Annotated in this window: 12 protein-coding genes and 7 pseudogenes; 12 read left to right on the top strand and 7 right to left on the bottom strand. The window is 57.8% G+C overall.

Annotation, left to right across the window (positions count from 1 at the left end):
* The first annotated feature begins 51 nt into the window (after window positions 1–51).
* Window positions 52–351 carry a DUF1064 domain-containing protein gene (locus tag SOPEG_RS05205; protein ID WP_051419496.1) on the top strand — a complete coding sequence of 100 codons (300 nt, stop codon included), beginning with the start codon at window positions 52–54 and terminating at the stop codon, window positions 349–351.
* Window positions 352–426: 75 nt separating this feature from the next.
* Window positions 427–639 (top strand): antiterminator Q family protein, encoded by a 213-nt coding sequence (locus SOPEG_RS30795; RefSeq protein WP_417903447.1) that lies wholly within the window; start codon window positions 427–429, stop codon window positions 637–639.
* A gap of 45 nt (window positions 640–684) precedes the next feature.
* Here SOPEG_RS30795 and SOPEG_RS27160 read toward each other — a convergent pair.
* A pseudogene (locus SOPEG_RS27160) lies at window positions 685–870 on the bottom strand (IS5/IS1182 family transposase); the annotation flags it as partial.
* A gap of 66 nt (window positions 871–936) precedes the next feature.
* Here SOPEG_RS27160 and SOPEG_RS26020 point away from each other — a divergent pair.
* The 6 genes and pseudogenes from SOPEG_RS26020 to SOPEG_RS05245 all read left to right on the top strand — a co-directional run bounded on the left by SOPEG_RS26020 (window position 937) and on the right by SOPEG_RS05245 (window position 5,265).
* Window positions 937–2,147 (top strand): annotated as a pseudogene (locus SOPEG_RS26020) (IS256 family transposase).
* Between the two features lie 22 nt (window positions 2,148–2,169).
* Window positions 2,170–2,475, top strand: a complete 306-nt coding sequence (locus SOPEG_RS05225; RefSeq protein WP_051419498.1) for a hypothetical protein — start codon at window positions 2,170–2,172, stop codon at window positions 2,473–2,475.
* 564 nt (window positions 2,476–3,039) lie between these two features.
* On the top strand, window positions 3,040–3,837 hold the full coding sequence (gene fhuC, locus SOPEG_RS05230; RefSeq protein ID WP_025244547.1) for a Fe3+-hydroxamate ABC transporter ATP-binding protein FhuC: 798 nt from the start codon (window positions 3,040–3,042) through the stop codon (window positions 3,835–3,837).
* Window positions 3,838–3,944: 107 nt separating this feature from the next.
* Window positions 3,945–4,724, top strand: a pseudogene (fhuD, locus tag SOPEG_RS05235) (Fe(3+)-hydroxamate ABC transporter substrate-binding protein FhuD).
* Window positions 4,725–4,736: 12 nt separating this feature from the next.
* Window positions 4,737–5,075, top strand: a pseudogene (locus tag SOPEG_RS05240) (iron chelate uptake ABC transporter family permease subunit); the annotation flags it as partial.
* A 4-nt stretch (window positions 5,076–5,079) separates the two neighbouring features.
* Window positions 5,080–5,265 carry an iron chelate uptake ABC transporter family permease subunit gene (locus tag SOPEG_RS05245; RefSeq protein ID WP_025244549.1) on the top strand — a complete coding sequence of 62 codons (186 nt, stop codon included), beginning with the start codon at window positions 5,080–5,082 and terminating at the stop codon, window positions 5,263–5,265.
* 172 nt (window positions 5,266–5,437) lie between these two features.
* Here SOPEG_RS05245 and hemL read toward each other — a convergent pair whose 3' ends face one another.
* From hemL to istA, 3 genes and pseudogenes are all read right to left on the bottom strand, one after another.
* Complete coding sequence (gene hemL / locus SOPEG_RS05250; RefSeq protein ID WP_025244550.1) at window positions 5,438–6,718, bottom strand: glutamate-1-semialdehyde 2,1-aminomutase; 1,281 nt, start codon at window positions 6,716–6,718, stop codon at window positions 5,438–5,440.
* Window positions 6,719–6,926: 208 nt separating this feature from the next.
* Window positions 6,927–7,677 (bottom strand): annotated as a pseudogene (gene istB, locus SOPEG_RS05255) (IS21-like element ISSoEn3 family helper ATPase IstB).
* A gap of 11 nt (window positions 7,678–7,688) precedes the next feature.
* Window positions 7,689–9,239 (bottom strand): IS21-like element ISSoEn3 family transposase, encoded by a 1,551-nt coding sequence (gene istA / locus SOPEG_RS05260; RefSeq protein WP_081742938.1) that lies wholly within the window; start codon window positions 9,237–9,239, stop codon window positions 7,689–7,691.
* A 235-nt stretch (window positions 9,240–9,474) separates the two neighbouring features.
* Between istA and clcA the strand changes: the two are divergent.
* Both clcA and erpA read left to right on the top strand, forming a co-directional pair.
* Window positions 9,475–10,918, top strand: a pseudogene (gene clcA, locus SOPEG_RS05265) (H(+)/Cl(-) exchange transporter ClcA).
* A gap of 82 nt (window positions 10,919–11,000) precedes the next feature.
* Window positions 11,001–11,345: an iron-sulfur cluster insertion protein ErpA gene (gene erpA, locus SOPEG_RS05270; RefSeq protein ID WP_025244553.1), complete on the top strand. Its 345-nt coding sequence runs from the start codon at window positions 11,001–11,003 to the stop codon at window positions 11,343–11,345.
* 100 nt (window positions 11,346–11,445) lie between these two features.
* On the opposite strand, the gene SOPEG_RS05275 is transcribed toward erpA, so the two are convergent.
* The 3 genes and pseudogenes from SOPEG_RS05275 to mtnN all read right to left on the bottom strand — a co-directional run bounded on the left by SOPEG_RS05275 (window position 11,446) and on the right by mtnN (window position 13,465).
* Window positions 11,446–12,066: a TRIC cation channel family protein gene (locus tag SOPEG_RS05275; RefSeq protein WP_025244554.1), complete on the bottom strand. Its 621-nt coding sequence runs from the start codon at window positions 12,064–12,066 to the stop codon at window positions 11,446–11,448.
* A pseudogene (locus tag SOPEG_RS05280) lies at window positions 12,063–12,763 on the bottom strand (ABC transporter substrate-binding protein). Before SOPEG_RS05280 ends, SOPEG_RS05275 begins: the two are co-directional and overlap by 4 nt.
* Window positions 12,764–13,465, bottom strand: a complete 702-nt coding sequence (gene mtnN, locus SOPEG_RS05285) for a 5'-methylthioadenosine/S-adenosylhomocysteine nucleosidase (protein ID WP_025244555.1) — start codon at window positions 13,463–13,465, stop codon at window positions 12,764–12,766. It lies immediately after the preceding pseudogene.
* Between the two features lie 160 nt (window positions 13,466–13,625).
* Here mtnN and dgt point away from each other — a divergent pair, with 160 nt between their 5' ends.
* Together dgt and degP are read left to right on the top strand one after the other, a co-directional pair.
* Complete coding sequence (dgt, locus tag SOPEG_RS05290; RefSeq protein ID WP_025244556.1) at window positions 13,626–15,140, top strand: dGTPase; 1,515 nt, start codon at window positions 13,626–13,628, stop codon at window positions 15,138–15,140.
* A 154-nt stretch (window positions 15,141–15,294) separates the two neighbouring features.
* Window positions 15,295–16,740, top strand: a complete 1,446-nt coding sequence (degP, locus tag SOPEG_RS05295) for a serine endoprotease DegP (RefSeq protein ID WP_025244557.1) — start codon at window positions 15,295–15,297, stop codon at window positions 16,738–16,740.
* Window positions 16,741–16,887 lie beyond the last annotated feature (147 nt).

The raw sequence follows: 16,887 nt of genomic DNA on the forward strand, positions 1-16,887 counted from the left end.
AACGTAAACATCCGCATTCTTTTGCCACTAGGACGCTTAAAAGCAGGGCTAATGAACAAGACCGAAGAGGCGTACAGTCGATACCTAGAGATCAAAAAATCAGCAGGATTGCTTGTCTGGTTCAAGTTTGAAGGAGTAAAGCTGCGTCTGGCCGACAACACATTCTACACGCCTGATTTTGTCGTGATGAACAGCGATGGCACTATGGAAATGCACGAGATTAAAGGATTCTGGACCGATGACGCTAGGGTCAAAATCAAAGTCGCTGCTGACATGTACCCATTCAAATTTTTGGCCATCAAGGCTCAGAGCAAAAAAGCTGGCGGGGGCTGGCAAATCGAAGAGTTTTAATTATGTCAAATGGTGAATAATTTCTTGTTTTTCCTCATGCCTGGTGAGTTCAATAAATCTGCAGGATATGGCGACATGAGAGACATTAAGTATGTGTTAGAAAGCTGGGGAGCATGGGTAGTCAACTCGAGTGATAATTCCATAGCCAAGTCTTTGTCAGGCCTGATCCCGCACAAAATTAAGTCCAGAAAACGATGTTCAGATGATGACGGTATATGTATTTCTAATTGCATGACATCACTTCATGAGAAAAATCCTGAAGCGTATGATTTGTTATCGCTTTGTTGAATAAATTCGAAATTTGTGACGACTTCCTCCCTATCAGGGCGATTGTTACATGATGCGGACGCTGTTTGGCATTCCTAACAGCGTGATCCGGTTAAGCGCTTTGACCATTGCCATAGCCTCACCTACCTGCGCGTCATAGTCATGCAGACTCAGATAACCACCCAGAAGTGTTTTAAACCGGAACATGGCCGTTTCAGCCAGTGAACGCCGGTGATAACCTACTTTGAGCTTGTTTAGAAATTTGTGTATTTGCCTGATTTTGATATGTTCAATCCAACATCAAAAACAGGTTAATTTATGGACGAAAAACAGTTGCAGGCTCTGGCTAACGAACTGGCCAAAAATCTCAAAACCCCTGAAAATCTCAGTCACTTCGATCGGCTGCTGAAAAAAATCAGCGTGGAAGCAGCTCTCAATGCCGAAATGACCCATCACCTCGGCTACGATAAAAATCAGCCTAAACCGGGGACCAACGCCCGCAACGGCTATTCCACAAAAACCGTTACCACTGGCGAGATGGCCCGCTGGCGCTGCGTACTCCGCGCGATCGTGACGGTTCCTTTGAACCGCAACTGGTGAAGAAGAACCAGACCCGGATTACCGGGATGGATAACCAGATTTTATCGTTGTACGCCAAAGGGATGACCACCCGCGAGATCGCCGCCGCGTTCAAAGAGCTGTATGACGCCGATGTCTCGCCGGCGCTGGTCTCAAAGGTCACCGATGCGGTCATGGAGCAGGTTGTCGAATGGCAAAACCGGCCTCTGGATCCAGTCTATCCCATTGTTTATCTTGACTGTATCGTTCTAAAAGTCCAGCAGGACAGCCGCATCATCAACAAATCTGTGTTTCTGGCGCTGGGCATCAACATCGAAGGCCAGAAAGAGTTGCTAGGTATGTAGCTGGCCGAAAATGAAGGCGCAAAGTTCTGGCTGAACGTGCTGACAGAGCTGAAAAACCGCGGCCTGAACGATATCCTTATCGCCTGCGTAGACGGGCTGAAAGGTTTCCCTGACGCTATTAACGCGGTGTATCCGGAGGCGCGGCTCCAGCTGTGTATCGTGCATATGGTGCGCAACAGCCTGCGGTTCGTCTCCTGGAGGGACTACAAGGCCGTCACCCGCGACCTGAAAGCTATCTATCAGGCCCCTACGGAAGAAGCCGGCTTGCAGGCGCTGGAAGCGTTCTCCAGTGCCTGGGACATCCGCTACCCGCAAATAAGTCGAAGCTGGCAGGCAAACTGGGCCAATCTGGCCACGTTCTTTGCCTACCCAGCGGACATCCGCAAGGTGATCTACACGACCAACGCCATCGAGTCGTTAAACAGCATGATCTGGCATGCCATCAAAAAGCGCAAGGTGTTCCCGACCGACGACGCAGTGAAAAAGGTGGTGTGGCTGGCGATACAGGTGGCCTCACAGAAATGGACAATGCCTTTGAGGGACTGGCGCATGGCAATGAGCCGCTTTATTATCGAGTTCGGTGACCGCCTGGACGGTCACTTCTGAGAAAAGGCATTTACACAGAATCGTGTACAGGGTCGAAAACCTGCATAAAGCCATTCATGTCAAACGATCTACACGTTTTGCCCTGCTGCACGTGAATTTTGTCGGCAGGATCAAACGCATCCTGGATCGCGGCGTGGCGGCCGGCGTCTTTCGCGCGGGCGTGGATCCTGGGCAGCTGTATATTACGATGGCGTCGGTAGGGTATTATTATTTGAACAATCGCTATACTCTCGAAGTCATATATGACCAGAATTTCGTTTCAGACGACGCCCTCGACGCGCGCTTTGCCTTTAACGTCGATACCATTTTGCGTCTTCTCAAGCCCTGACACAGGCGATTGGCGCAAGCGGCTTGGCCCGCGCTCACCTCGCGAAGGCGTCACGGCAACCTCAACCCGCCCCCCGCTGTAGCGCAGCCCGTCGGGCGCAAAAGCCAAAAGCCCGGAAGACGGCCATCACGGCCTGTCACCAGGTAGGCGCCTGCCCTTTCGCGTCAGCGAAGGGGCGCACCCCTGAGCGATCGGCGGCCCATGCCACCAAGGAGATCGGCGCCCGCCGCTGCCGCCGGCGGCGTGAAAAGCCGGGCTGCCCGTCGATGCCATCAATCGCCCCGGTCGAGCGCCTCAATCGCGCCGATGGGCGCGAGGCATCCCCCTAAGGCGACGCCACGAATAGTACTTGCGGAATGATTCATGTTACTTATATAATTAAATAATTATCATTTACTTTTATGTCCAAGCGTTATGTCGCCGGGCGCGACGGTCTGTCATGGGTTAGCCGACAGGCACAGCCCGCCGCCGTGACGGCGAGCGCCGGATTACCGCCATCGTCATGATATATCACACACATTTTGCCAGGACGCGCACGCTGCGCCCGCGAATCAGATAGAGCCTATGCCTAACGCAAACCCACCATCACACGCTCATTTTAGCCTGCGCGGGCTTAGCTTTGCCGTGCCCGGCCGTATGCTGCTGCATCCGCTAGATTTCTCCTTTCCGCCCGGCCAGGTGTGCGGTCTGATTGGCCATAACGGCTCCGGTAAATCGACGCTTTTGAAGATCCTCGGCCGTCATCAACCGGCCAGCGGCGGCGAAGCGCGGCTCAATGACCGGCCGCTGGCGGAATGGGACAGTAAGGCATTCGCCCGGCAGGTGGCCTATTTGCCGCAGCAATTGCCCGCCGCGGAAGGCATGACGGTGCGGGAGCTGGTGGCGCTGGGGCGCTACCCGTGGCATGGCGCCCTTGGCCGTTTTAGCATCGCCGATCGCGAGCATGTGCAGGAGGCTATCGAACTGGTGGGGCTGGACGCTTTCGCCGATCGGTTGGTGGACAGTTTGTCCGGCGGCGAGCGGCAGCGCGCCTGGCTGGCGATGACGATGGCGCAGGACAGCCGTTGCCTGCTGCTGGACGAGCCGACCTCGGCGCTGGATATTGCGCACCAGGTGGAAGTGTTGGCGCTGGTGCAGCGGCTGAGTCGCCAGCGTGGCCTCACCGTGATTGCCGTCCTGCACGATATCAATATGGCGGCGGGCTACTGCGACCACCTGGCGGCGTTGCGCGAAGGCCGGCTGATTGCCAAGGGATCGCCGTCGCAGCTGATGTGCGGCGAGGTACTGGAGCGTATTTACGGGATTCCCATGGGCATTCTGCCCCATCCCGGCGGCGGTGCGCCGGTGAGCTTTGTCTACTGATGGCCCACCTCTTATCTACCCCCTGTCTCCCACGCAGGCGGTTATTGAGCGCGATACTGCTGGCGCGATAAGCCCTGGCCACGCCGTTGCCGGCCGCGCCGCGCATCGTGGCGGTCGAATGGCTGCCGGCCGAGCTGTTATTCGCCCTGGGCATTACCCCTATTGCGGTGGCGGATATCGTCTCTTATCGCCAGTGGGTGCAACAGCCGGTGCCGCCGCCGGAGGTGATTGATGTCGGGGAGCGCGTGACGCCCAATCTGGAGTTGATAGCGGCATTGCAGCCGGACATGATCCTCTATTCCGCCGGCTACGGTCCGCGTGCGGCGCAGCTGAAGGCCGTCGCGCCCGCGATGGGATTCGCCTACACCGATGCCGCGGGAAAACCGCTGGATATGGCGCGCGTCTCCATTATGGCGCTGGCGCGAAGGCTCGATCGCGAGGCCGTCGGTAGGGCGCATTTAGCCTGATTCGACCGGCAACTGGCGCAGGCGGCGCCGACGTTGGCATCTTATCGGCGGCAGCCGCTATTGGTCTTCTCGGTGATGGATGAGTGCCACGCGCTGGTGGTCGGGCGTAATCACCTGTTCCAGCAGGTGCTGGATCAACTGGGCATCGACAATTTATGGCAGGGTGAGACCAATTTCTGGGGCACCGCGGTAGTGGGTATCGAGAAGTTAATCGCGTTAGCGCCGGGCCGCGCCATTTTACTCGAGCAGGACGACGGCGCTTTGCGTCGGCGCATAAGCAAAACGCCGCTGTGGCAGGCCATTCCCTTTGTGCGGCAGCAGAGTTGGCGGCCGGCGCCGGCGATTTGGTATTACGGCGCCACCTTGGCGGCACTGCGTTTTTGCCGGTTGCTTGAGCAATTGGAAGGGGAGTGGTCATGAAAACCGAGGTGAATATCGCCGTGCCTTCCCGCCGCAGCGTGGGTAAACGGGGAACGGCTTATGTGCTGCTGGGGCTTTTCGCGCTGGTGGCGCGCGCTTTGGTTCCCGGATGCGGCCGATGTGACGCAGCTGATTTTTCACTACAGCTTGATGCCGAGGCTGGCGGTGGCGCTGTTGGTGGGGGGCGGACTGGGGTTGGCCGGCGTCCTGTTTCAGCAAGTATTGCGCAATCCGCTGGCGGAGCCGTCGACACTGGGGGTGGCCAGCGGCGCGCAATTAGGCGTCACGGTGGCGACTCTGTGGCTGCTGCCTGGCGGCGAAACCACGCGGCAGTTGGCGGCGCTATTGGGTGCGCATGCTGGGCTTCCATAAACTGGTGGCGCAGGGGCTGATGGCCTCGGCGATCGGCGGCCTGCTGATGATGTTCGCCGACTGGTGCGGGCGCATGGTGATGTTCCCCAATCAAATTCCCGTCGGATTGCAGGCGACCTTTATCGGCGCGCCGTATTTCATCTGGCTGCTGCGCCGCCAGGGGCGGTAACGCGGTGGTGACGATCTCCGCCGCGTTGTGACGATATCGCTAGCGCGGCGTCGACAGGGAGAGCCGCGCCGGGAAAGAGGCGCCCCGCGTTTGGGGCGGTGTTGCTTCCGGCCACGGCCGCAGGGGAGAGCGGCGGAAAAACCGCGCAAGCCTGGCCCGCGCGGCAAACCGGTTACAACTGGGCGAAACTCTGTGCGGCGGCCTCCAGCGTGAGGCGAATCTCGGCGTCACCGTGCGCCAGCGACATAAAGCCGGCTTCATACGCCGACGGCGCCAGATAAATCCCCGCCGACAGCATGGCGTGGAAGAACCGCTTGAAACGTTCCTCGTCGCACGTCTGTACGTCCTGGAAGCAGGTAACGCACGGCAAATCGGTGAAAAACAGACCGAACATGCCGCCGACGCGGTTGACCACCAACGGCACGCCCGCCGATTCCGCCGCCGACAGTAGCCCCTGCGCCAGACGCTCTGTCTGCTGCGTTAACTGTTGATGTACGCCCGGCCGGGCGACCTCGCGCAGGCAGGCATAACCGGCCGCCATGGCGACCGGATTGCCCGACAGAGTGCCTGCCTGATAGACCGGTCCCGTCGGCGCCAGCGCCGCCATCACCTCCCGACGGCCGCCAAAGGCGCCGACCGGCATGCCGCCGCCGATGATTTTGCCCAGACAAGTCAAATCCGGTTTCACATCGTAATAGGCCTGCGCGCCGCCCAGCGCCACGCGAAAACCGGTCATCACCTCATCGATAATCAACAGCGCGCCAAACTCGTCGCACAGCGCGCGCAGACCGGACAAAAACCCGGGCAGCGGCGGAACGCAGTTCATATTCCCCGCCACCGGTTCGACGATGATGCAGGCGATATCGCGGGGATAAAGCGTGAATGCCTCGCGCACCGACTGCAAATCGTTATAGCTGCAGGTGAGGGTATATTTGGCGAAATCGGCCGGTACGCCGGGAGAACTGGGCTGCCCCAGGGTGAGCGCGCCGGATCCGGCCTTGACCAGCAGCCCGTCCGCGTGGCCGTGATAGCAACCCTCAAATTTAATCACCCGATCGCGGCCGGTATAGCCGCGCGCCAGCCGGATGGCGCTCATGGTGGCTTCGGTGCCGGAGTTGACCATGCGCACGCTCTCGATAGACGGCACCAGCTCGGTCACCAGCCGCGCCATTTTCACTTCGATTTCGGTGGGTGCGCCGAAGCTAAGGCCGCGCTGTACGGCGTCCAGCACCGCCTGGCGGACCGCCGGATGGTTATGGCCCAGCACCATGGGGCCCCAAGAGCCGACATAGTCGATATAGCTGTTACCGTCGGCGTCGGTGATGCGGGCGCCGTCGGCGCTGGCGATAAACCGCGGCGTACCACCAACGCCATTGAATGCACGCACCGGTGAATTGACCCCGCCGGGGATCAGCTGTTGCGCCTCGGCGTACAAACTTGCGGAATGACTCATCAATCGGCTCCTGAATGGCAAAATAAACCTAATCCCTGTAGTGTAATCAACTGGCGGGCATTGTGAAATCATCCTCTTGACGCGCGCCTGCAGATTCCGACGTATCCGATCAGCTGTTCCGGCGACATCCGATCAGTTATTCCGATATTTTCCGATCACCCATTCCAGTGATATTCGTTCACGTGTTCGCTCATCTTCTGACTCGGGTTCAGTCTATTTTTCCTGTGCTGGCTACTCCTTGCTCTTTGCGTAGTGATTCGCCTTTAAGTTCCAGTCTATAGCTGGGGTGTACTAACCGATCGAGTAACGCGTCAGCTGTCGTGGGGTTTTCTATCAGTCCATACCATTTTTTCACCGGCAGTTGACTGATCAGGATGCTGCTGCTTTTGTCGTAGCGATCTTCCATCACCTCCAACAGCATCGTTGCCTGCATCGGACTTATTGATTCTAGGCCCACGTCGTCCAAGATTCAGTAACTCTATTTTTTCTAACTGCTTAAGCTGTTTTAGATAGGTCCCGTCTACCTGACACTGGTGAAGATGGGCCAGCAACCGACCCACTCGCCAGTAACACACGCTATATTGCTGCCGGCATGCCTGCTCACCAAGCGCACAACTGAGCCAGGTTTTGCCCGTACCTGTTGGCCCCGTGATGAGTATGCTTTTCTGATATTTCAGATATTGTCCCCCTAGCAGATCTCGCATCTGTTCCGGTGTCACTCCTCGGCTAGGGATATAGCGGATATCTTCCGGTTTTGCCTGCAAGCGCATTTGCGATTGCCGTCGCATACGGCATATATGGTTGTTTTTTCTATGAAAATTTTCCGCTTCTACCATCAGCGACAACCGCTCCTCGAACCCCAGCTCCCCATAACTCCCCGGGAGTTCGCGTTGCGTCTCCAACGCCTGGACCATTGCCGACAACTTCAGCTCTCGCAGAGCCATTAACAGTGTATCCATATTTATTCTCCTTAGTGATAACTGTCCGGACCTCGGAGGTTTTCGTGAACCAGCATTGATACGCCGGCTCCGTCCTGGGTGACCTCACTTTCACGACCGTGTTTCAATACGTTGGCTATGAAAGAGCGGTTAATGCACCCTTTCTCCAACGCCAGCGCGCAGGCCTTCTCCAGTCGCGTCGTCTCATAGCGCCGTTGCAGATTGAGTAGCCCCAGCACGGAGCGGTAAGCCTGCTCCGGATGGGCTTTGCTCTTTTGGATGGACTCGACCACTTTCAGTGTGCACACACCCACCGACAGCGCCCAACTGCACAGCCTTTCCGGCGTCCACTGACTCTGCCCCTTATGGTTAGCCGGCATGTGCGCCGCCTGAGTCGTGTGCCTATAGGCGTTATCGCTGCGAGGGTACGTAGCCACGCAGACGCCCTTATGGTGGATTTGCACCAGCCGTTGGGTGGCGATGACGTCAACGCGCTCGCCAACCAGCGGATGCGGCACCGAGTACCAGTTTTTGCCGTAGTCTATGTGGTAATCAGGTCCCACTCGGGCAACGAGATACTCACTGTATTCCCATTGTGTGGGCGGTAGAGGCCCAAGAGCCGGTTTGTCCAGCTGCTCGAAGCGTTCAAGGCGACTTTGTCCGCCGTAATGACGCATCGGGCGCAAATTCAACTCATGATTGAGTTCTCGTATCACCTGGTTGAGTTCGGCCAGCGAGTAGAACCTACGTTTACGCAACCGGGCCAAAACCCAGCGTTCTACCAGCTGCACAGTTGATTCTGCCTTCGCCTTGTCTTTCGGTTTTCTCGGGCGCGCCGGTAGCACCACTGTCTCATAGTGATTTGCCAGCGCCTGGTAGCTCTGGTTTATGACCGGCTCATAGCGGTCAGGGGTGCTGACAGCGCTGCGCAGATTATCAGGTATCATCAGCTCCGGAACCCCACCCATGAAGTGCAGGCAGCGGCTATTGGCGTTGAGCCACGATGCCATGTCCTGGCCTTCGCAGGCTTCGATATACGCATAGCCTGACACGCCCATGGCAGCGACGAAGATAGCGACCTGGCGTACGCTACCGGTCGCAGGGTTGACGATAGGTACGGTGGGGCCACAGAAGTCGATGAAGAGCTTTTCGCCAGCCTTGTGCTCCATGCGCATAGAACGCCGCTGCTTCTTTTTCCAGTCACGGAACAGTGCACAAAACTGTGAGTAACCGAGGGCATCACCGCCCACGGCGGACTGATATTCCATCCAGAGCAGCTGCTTGGTCATGCCCTTGCGGCTTAACTCGGTATCGATATCAAGCCAGCTGGGTAAGGTATTGATAACTTTTCCGGATTTGCCGGGATAGAGCAGGCGGTCGAGGTCGACGGGGGACAGTTCCGCCGGCAATGGCCAGACCAGGTTAGCTACCGTGAATCGGCCGAGGATATCGTGCACGGTAGTACAGCCTATGCCGAGCGCTGCTGCGATAGTGCGATTCGAGCGACGCTGCTCGAATTTCATACGTAAGACATTAATATAGATGCACATTTCCGTTCTCGCTTTCTTCTTTTTACGTGCCATGCCCCCGGAAGCTAAAAGTCTCCAGAGTATGGCGGAACAGAAGATGAGCGATCGGACAGAATTGGAATCAGTGATCGGATGAAATCAGAATTAGTGATCGGGTGAAATCGGAATCAGTGATCGGATGTGACCGGAACCAGCAGCGCCCGCGCAACGGGGTATTTAAGCGACGCCGGCGACAGCGCCGTTCGGGTCACTCAAACTGACGTGGTGGACTTACAGGCAATTTATCTTTATGGCAAAAACAACTCCTTCCTACACCTCGGTACCGCGGGAGCGGCAGGCGCGCCGGCATATGTTTCGCAAACTTCTCTATCGCGATAAGACGCCGGTGCTGATCCTGTTCATGGCCGCTTTAGTGGGCGTGTTTGCCGGGCTCGTGGGCGTGCTGTTCGAGAAAGCGGTCAATGGCGTACAGGCTTTACGTATCGCAGCGCTGGCGGAGCTGGGGCAGCAGACCTGGCTGCTGGCGTCGGCGGCGTTTGTCCTCTCTGCGTTGCTGACGATGATGGGATACTTTCTGGTATGCCGTTACGCCCCGGAGGCCGGCGGTTCCGGCATTCCTGAGATTGAAGGCGCGCTGGAGGACCTGCGACCGGTGCGTTGGTGGCGGGTTATTCCGGTGAAGTTTATCGGCGGCATGGGGACGCTTGGCGCCGGCATGGTGCTGGGGCGGGAGGGGCCTACGGTGCAATTAGGGGGCAATCTTGGCCGTATGGTAGTGGATGTTTGCAGGCTGCGCGGCGCGGAAGCGCGCCACACGCTCCTGGCGACCGGGGCGGCGGCCGGATTGACCGCGGCGTTCAATGCGCCGTTGGCGGGGATTTTGTTCATCATTGAAGAGATGAGGCCGCAGTTTCGTTACAATTTGATCTCGATTAAAGCAGTGTTTATCGGCGTCATTATGGCCAGCATTGTGTTTCGGCTGTTCAACGGCGAGCGGACCGTTATCGCGGTGGGCAAATTGGCCTTCGCGCCGGTCAATACTTTGTGGCTTTATCTGCTACAGGGCGCTATTTTCGGCGCGGTGGGCGTCCTGTTCAATGCGCTTATTCTTGCGCGTACAGGCCGTTTTCTTACGCCTGCACGGCGGCGACTGGCGCAAAATCATCGCCATAGGCGGTCTGCTGGGGGGGGGGGGCGGTTGCGGCATCCTGACGCTGATAGGTCCGTTTGCGGCCGGCGGCGGCTTTAATCTGATCCCGCTGGCCGCCGCCGGGCATTACACGTTCAGCCTGCTGCTCTTCATCTTTTTGGCGCGCATGCTTACCACGCTGCTGTGCTTTTGTTCGGGCGCGCCAGGGGGCATCTTCGCGCCGATGCTGGCGTTAGGGACTTTGCTCGGCACGGCGTTCGGCGTCGGCGCCATGACCTTATTGCCGGAAGACGGTTTACAAGCCGGCACTTTTGCCATCGCCGGCATGGGGGCGCTGTTCGCCGTCTCGGTGCGCGCGCCCTTGACCGGCATCGTGCTGGTGCTGGAAATGACGGATAACTATCAACTGATTTTGCTGATGATTATCACCTGTCTGGGCGCAACCCTGGTGGCGCAATTTCTGGGCGGTAAGCCGCTGTACTCCTTCCTGTTGGCCCGCACGTTGCAGCGCCAGGAGCAGGAAAATCATGCCCAGCAAACGCACACGGAAATAAACGCGATTTCACCGATGCGCGATACTTGAACGTAAACGATGCCTAACGGATAATAGCCTTAACGATCGGGTTGACATGCCTTCAGCCTGACGATGGCCCGGGAGTAGAATTATGAGTGAGACGGCAGCATTGCCATTACAGTTTACCGATTCAGCGGCAAGCAAGGTCAAAAACCTTATCGCGGACGAAGATAATCCGAATCTGAAATTGCGGGTCTATATCATCGGCGGCGGCTGCAGCGGCTTCCAGTATGGTTTCACCTTTGACGATAAAGTGAACGAAGACGACTTCACCATCGAGAAACAGGCTGTAGCGCTGGTGGTCGACCCTATGAGCCTGCAATACCTGGTGGGCGGGTCGGTAGATTACAGCGAAGGGCTGGAAGGGTCGCGTTTTATCGTCACCAATCCCAACGCCAAAACCACCTGCGGTTGCGGGTCGTCATTCAGCATCTAGCGCGCCGCGCGTTTAGCCGGCAAGACCGCAACGCTACGCGTGCCGGTTTTTTATGCCCGCAAAATGGCCTAGGTCGGTTGCGGCGGCGCGGCGGTCCGCGCTAGTCGCGGTTATGAAATTCAAACACCGGCAGCTTCAGATGCCAGCGGATGGCCGCCAGCCGAATAAGCAGCGTCGTCGCCATTCCCAGCATGGCGGCGTGCTTGAGGGGGAAATGCCACTCGCTGTAGGTCACGGTATGCACAATACCGCCGGCGATGCAGGCGGTGGCGTAAATTTCGGTGCGCAGGACAAGCGGGATCTCCCGCGCCAGCACGTCCCGCAGCATGCCGCCGCCCACGCCGATAATTACCCCCATACACACCGCAATGAGCGGCACGGCGCCGCTGGCGAACGCTTTATTGACGCCGATACCGACAAACACCGCCAGTCCGATGGCATCAAGCACCGGCAGGATCCATTTCGGCGGCTGGCACGCCTGGCCGATGGTCAGGAGGGTGACGAAACAGGTGATAATCGCCACCACCAAATCGGTGGGATCGCTTACCCAGAATACCGGTCCGTTAGCCAGCGCCATATCGCGGATCGTGCCGCCGCCAACCGCGGTCACCACGCCGAGCACCAGCACACCGAACGGATCCATCCGAAGTTTGCCGGCCAGCAGGACGCCGGAAATGGCGAACACCGCCGTACCCAGAATATCGAGCCAATAGAGCATCAGGGCGCCTCAACCGGAAGGGCGGAACGGAGTTGCGCCGGCTGCGCGCAGAGCTGCCGCGCCGCCAATAGGATACGCGGTCCCGGACGGGTAAAGCTGTCTTCGTTGACGGCAATCACCGGCACCGTTAACTGCGGCCGCCAAAAATCGCTCACCTGGCGGGCGGCGGTGGCGTCGCCCGGCGCGATAATGACTTGGGGATGCCGTATCAGCACCTGCTCGCGGCTTACCTGCGGCCAGGGGACCGGGCTTGCGGCGAAGACATTGCGCCCGCCGCACAGGGCGAGGATCTGGCTTTGCAGCGTTGCGCCGCCGGCATAACGTTTCGCGAGCGTCGCCTGTTGGTTACGCAGCGCGCTCGCCGCCTGACGCGCCTGCGCCGGATGCGGGCTATATAGGCGGCCAATGTCTCCAGCACGCGCTGCGGATTGCCGCCGCGCCAGCCCAGCACCAGATCCGGTTTCAGCGCCAGGATGCGCTCGATGTTCACGCCCTGCCACGAGGCGACCTGCTCAAGGCGCCGCGCCGCGGGAGGGTAATCCGACCAGTCGCTGGCGGCCACCAGTACCTCGCCCATGCCGGCGGCGTAGGCCAACTCCGTCGCGTGAGGCGCCAGGCTTATCACCCGCCGCGCCGCCAGCACCGGCCAGACCAGCAGTAGGCAAAGTAACGCGGCCAGCGCCGCACGTCCGTGGCGCATTTACCGCTGGCCGGCCAGCGCGTGCACCATTTCCTCGACCAGGCGGGAGGAGCTTTGTGCCGCCACGGTGAGGAACTCTTCAAAGCTCAGATGGGACGCTTGATCCGCGACATCAGAGATGGCGCGCACCACGACGAAGGGTACGGCAAATTGGTGGCACACATGGGCGATGGCGGTAGCCTCCATTTCCACGGCGATCGCCTGCGGGAAGGTCCGGCGGATACGGGCCAGCCCTTCTGCGCCGTTGATAAAAGCGTCGCCGCTAACCACCAGACCGCGTACTGCATGCATGCCGAGGCGATCGATGATTTCCTCCGTCAGCGCCACCAGCGACGGGGCGGCATTAAACGACGCTGGACACTGCGCCATCTGGCCGGGCTCATAGCCGAAGGCGGTGACGTCGACATCGTGATAGCGCACTTCATGGGACACCACAATATCGCCGACTTTCAGCGACGGCGCCAGACCGCCGGCGGAACCGGTATTGATGACCAGCTCAGGCTTGAAATGATCCAGCAGCAGCGTGGTCCCCAACGCGGCGGAAACCTTGCCGATGCCGGATTTCACCAGCGCTATCTCAACGCCGTGTAGCTGACCGGTATAAATTTCACATCCCGCCTGCTGATGGAGGGTAGAGTGGCTCAAGCGGTCGCGCAGCAGCGCGACTTCCTGTTCCATTGCGCCGATAATGCCAATTTTTATACAAAGCGTTCCTGTTAACAAAATAGCGGGTTTAAATGATAGCGGGTATTCATAGGGTGCATTCTAGCACGCCTGCCGCGGGGAAATAACGGCCGGTAGGGTTGCGTTTGCCGGCGGGCATTGGTATTACGGTAGGGTGCGGATCTCATGCGGGGAAAACATGTCCGATATCAACTTCAGCCATAAAATCAGTTTCCAACGTCCTTTCAGTCCGGCGATAAGCGCCCAGGATGATTATGCTATTATCCGCCAATTTGAAAGCGACCGCGGGCGCATTATCAATTCCGCCGCAATACGCCGGCTACAGCAAAAAACCCAGGTTTTTCCCCTTGAGCGCAATGCCGCGGTGCGCTCGCGCCTGACCCACTCGCTGGAGGTACAGCAGGTGGGCCGCCATATCGTTAAAGAGATCTTTCATCGCCTCAAAAGCGACGGGCGCATTGGCGCGTTGGGTTTATCGCAGATGGAAGCGCCCTGCGAGAGCATGGTGGAGATGACCTGCCTGATGCACGATATCGGTAATCCGCCGTTTGGTCATTTCGGCGAAGCGGCAATCAACGACTGGTTTCGCCGCCGGCTGGATATCGCCAGCCTGGAGCAGGACGCCCTCGGTAACGATCGGTGCCAGGTGGTCAGCCTGCGCCTGCGAGCCGGCGACGAAGACAACAATGCGCTGCGCGGCCGCATTCGTCTCGATTTGTGCCATTTTGAAGGCAACGCCCAGGCCATCCGTATGGTGCATAGTCTGCTTAAGCTTAATTTGACCTATGCGCAGGTCGGCTGCATTCTTAAGTACACCCGCCCGGCCTACTGGCAGGGCCCGTCGCCGGCGGCGTTCAGCTATCTAATGAAGAAACCGGGTTTTTATCTCTCGGAAGAAGAGTATGTCCAAACGCTGCGGCGCAAATTATCGCTAGGGGAATTTCACCGTTTTCCGCTGACGTATATTATGGAAGCCGCCGACGATATTTCCTATTGTATTGCCGACCTGGAAGATGCGGTAGAGAAAAAAATCTTTACCGTGGAGCAACTGTATCTTTTCCTGCAAAAAGAGTGGGGCAGCGTCGTTAAAGGCGATCTATTCGATAAAGTGATAGGCCAGGCGTTCAACAAAATAAGACGTTATCAAGGGCTGCGCAGCGGCGATCAGTTTTTTATGTATTTACGCGTCAATACCGTGGCGCGGTTAGTGCCGCATGCGGCGCAGCGTTTTCTGGATAATCTGGCGCCCATTTACGACGGCAGTTTCAATCAGGCGCTGCTGGAGGACTCGAGTCCGGCGTTTCGGCTGTTAAAGATATTTAAAAGTGTTGCTTTCAAGCATGTGTTTAATCATCCTGAAGTCGAGCAGTTGGAACTGCAGGGCTATCGGGTGATAAGCGGGCTGCTGGAAATTTATAACCCCTTGCTTGACATGTCGCAGCAGGATTTTCAACGGTTGGCGGCGGAGGATTATCACCCCGCGCATCCCATCGCCAGCCGCCTGTATCATAAACTGTCCGCCAAACATCGTCTGGCCTATGGCGAGGCGATGGAGACGGTCAACCGCTATCCCGCTGGCCAGCAACCCATGATGGAATTTTATTATCGCGCGCGTTTAATCCAGGATTATATTAGCGGTATGACCGATCTTTATGCCTGGGATGAATATCGTCGGCTGATGGCCGCCGAGTAGCCGCGAACACTGTGGTCATTTGTAAAGCGGATCAATATTTTTTTACCTTTGCCGCTTTTTTTGCGCTGAACTACGGGGTATTTCATAACTCTCATGGAGAAACGCAGCACGTTCTGCATAGTGCCCCCTTACTATTAAGTCGAGATAATCACAGATGAAAAAATCCACATTGGTCCTGACGGCGCTTGCTCTCAGTCTGGGCATGGCGCTCAGTCCCGTCTCTGTCTTTGCGGCAGAAACCGCCGCGACCCATCAACAGTTGCCCAGCCTGGCGCCGATGCTGGAAAAAGTCATGCCCTCCGTGGTGAGTATCAGCGTCGAGGGCAGTACGCCGGTCACGTCGCGGCAAATGCCCGATCAACTCAAGCAATTCTTCGGTCAAAATTCGCCGCTGTGCCAGGACGGCTCGCCCTTCCAGGCGTCACCGTTGTGCCAGGGCGGCGATGAGGGGAGCGATGACGGTGGTGATAAAGGCGGCGCGCCGGCCCAGGAAAAATTCCAGGCGCTGGGAGCCGGGGTCATTATCGACGCCGATAAGGGCTATGTGGTGACCAACAATCATGTAGTGAATGACGCGTCTAAAATACAGGTACAGCTCAACGACGGACGTAAATTCGACGCCAAGCTTATCGGTAAGGATCCGCGATCCGATATTGCGCTGGTGCAGCTGATTGACTTCAAAAACCTGACCGCCATCAAAATGGCCGATTCCGATCAACTGCGGGTCGGGGATTATACCGTGGCTATCGGCAATCCCTACGGGCTGGGGGAAGCGGCGACCTCCGGTATTGTCTCGGCGCTCGGACGCAGCGGGTTGAATATCGAAAATTATGAGAACTTTATCCAGACCGACGCGGCCATCAACCGCGGCAATTCCGGCGGCGCGCTGGTGAATCTGAACGGCGAGCTTATCGGTATTAATACCGCCATATTGGCGCCGGACGGCGGTAATATCGGCATCGGTTTTGCCATACCGAGCAATATGGTCAAAAACCTGACCAAGCAAATTGTTGAATTCGGTCAGGTAAAACGCGGCGAAATTGGCATCCTCGGCACCGAGTTGACGCCGGAACTGGCGAAAGCTATGAAGATCGATGCCCAGCGCGGCGCATTCGTCAGCCAGGTAATGCCGAAATCCGCCGCGGAGAAAGCCGGCGTGAAAGCGGGGGATGTGATCGTCACCATGAACGGTAAGGCGCTGAACAGCTTCGCCTCGTTCCGGGCCGACATCAGCTCGCAGCCGGTGGGCACCAAAATGACCCTCGGCCTGCTGCGCGACGGTAAACCGGTCACGGTCACCGTTACCCTGGAGCAAAGCACGCAATCCCAGGTGGATTCCGGGATGGTCTTTACCGGCATCGAAGGCGCGGAGCTCAGCAATACCGAGCTTGACGGCCAGAAAGGCGTGCGGGTAGATAACGTCAAGGCCGGCAGCACCGCCGAGCGGGTCGGGCTGAAGAAGGGCGATGTTATTCTCGGCGTGAATCAGCAGTCGGTGGAAAATATCGGCGAGCTGCGCAAAATTCTCGACACCAAACCCAATGTGCTGGCGCTGAATATTCGCCGCGGTGATACTTCGCTGTATCTATTGGCGCAATAACTGACTGCATGACACTGGCCGGACGGCCATGACGCCGTCCGGTTTTTTTTGCCCGCAAAAAAACGTGATGCTCACCACAACTTGCGTGCGTGGTCTCTGATTTTGTGCGTTTGCACAATGCTAGGAGGCGCGGCTGTGGGTATGCTG

It is taken from the genome of Candidatus Sodalis pierantonius str. SOPE (genome assembly GCF_000517405.1).
Lineage (GTDB): Bacteria > Pseudomonadota > Gammaproteobacteria > Enterobacterales > Enterobacteriaceae > Sodalis_C > Sodalis_C pierantonii.

What these genes read in the sequence shown, in the direction of transcription:
- fhuC (WP_025244547.1), top strand. Translation starts at nt 3,040, where the DNA reads ATGCCTAACGCAAACCCACCATCACACGCTCATTTTAGCCTGCGCGGG.
- erpA (WP_025244553.1), top strand. Translation starts at nt 11,001, where the DNA reads ATGAGTGAGACGGCAGCATTGCCATTACAGTTTACCGATTCAGCGGCA.
- SOPEG_RS05205 (WP_051419496.1), top strand. Translation starts at nt 52, where the DNA reads ATGAACAAGACCGAAGAGGCGTACAGTCGATACCTAGAGATCAAAAAA.
- degP (WP_025244557.1), top strand. Translation starts at nt 15,295, where the DNA reads ATGAAAAAATCCACATTGGTCCTGACGGCGCTTGCTCTCAGTCTGGGC.
- SOPEG_RS30795 (WP_417903447.1), top strand. Translation starts at nt 427, where the DNA reads ATGAGAGACATTAAGTATGTGTTAGAAAGCTGGGGAGCATGGGTAGTC.
- dgt (WP_025244556.1), top strand. Translation starts at nt 13,626, where the DNA reads ATGTCCGATATCAACTTCAGCCATAAAATCAGTTTCCAACGTCCTTTC.
- hemL (WP_025244550.1), bottom strand. Translation starts at nt 6,718, where the DNA reads ATGAGTCATTCCGCAAGTTTGTACGCCGAGGCGCAACAGCTGATCCCC.
- SOPEG_RS05245 (WP_025244549.1), top strand. Translation starts at nt 5,080, where the DNA reads ATGCTGGGCTTCCATAAACTGGTGGCGCAGGGGCTGATGGCCTCGGCG.
- istA (WP_081742938.1), bottom strand. Translation starts at nt 9,239, where the DNA reads ATGGCACGTAAAAAGAAGAAAGCGAGAACGGAAATGTGCATCTATATT.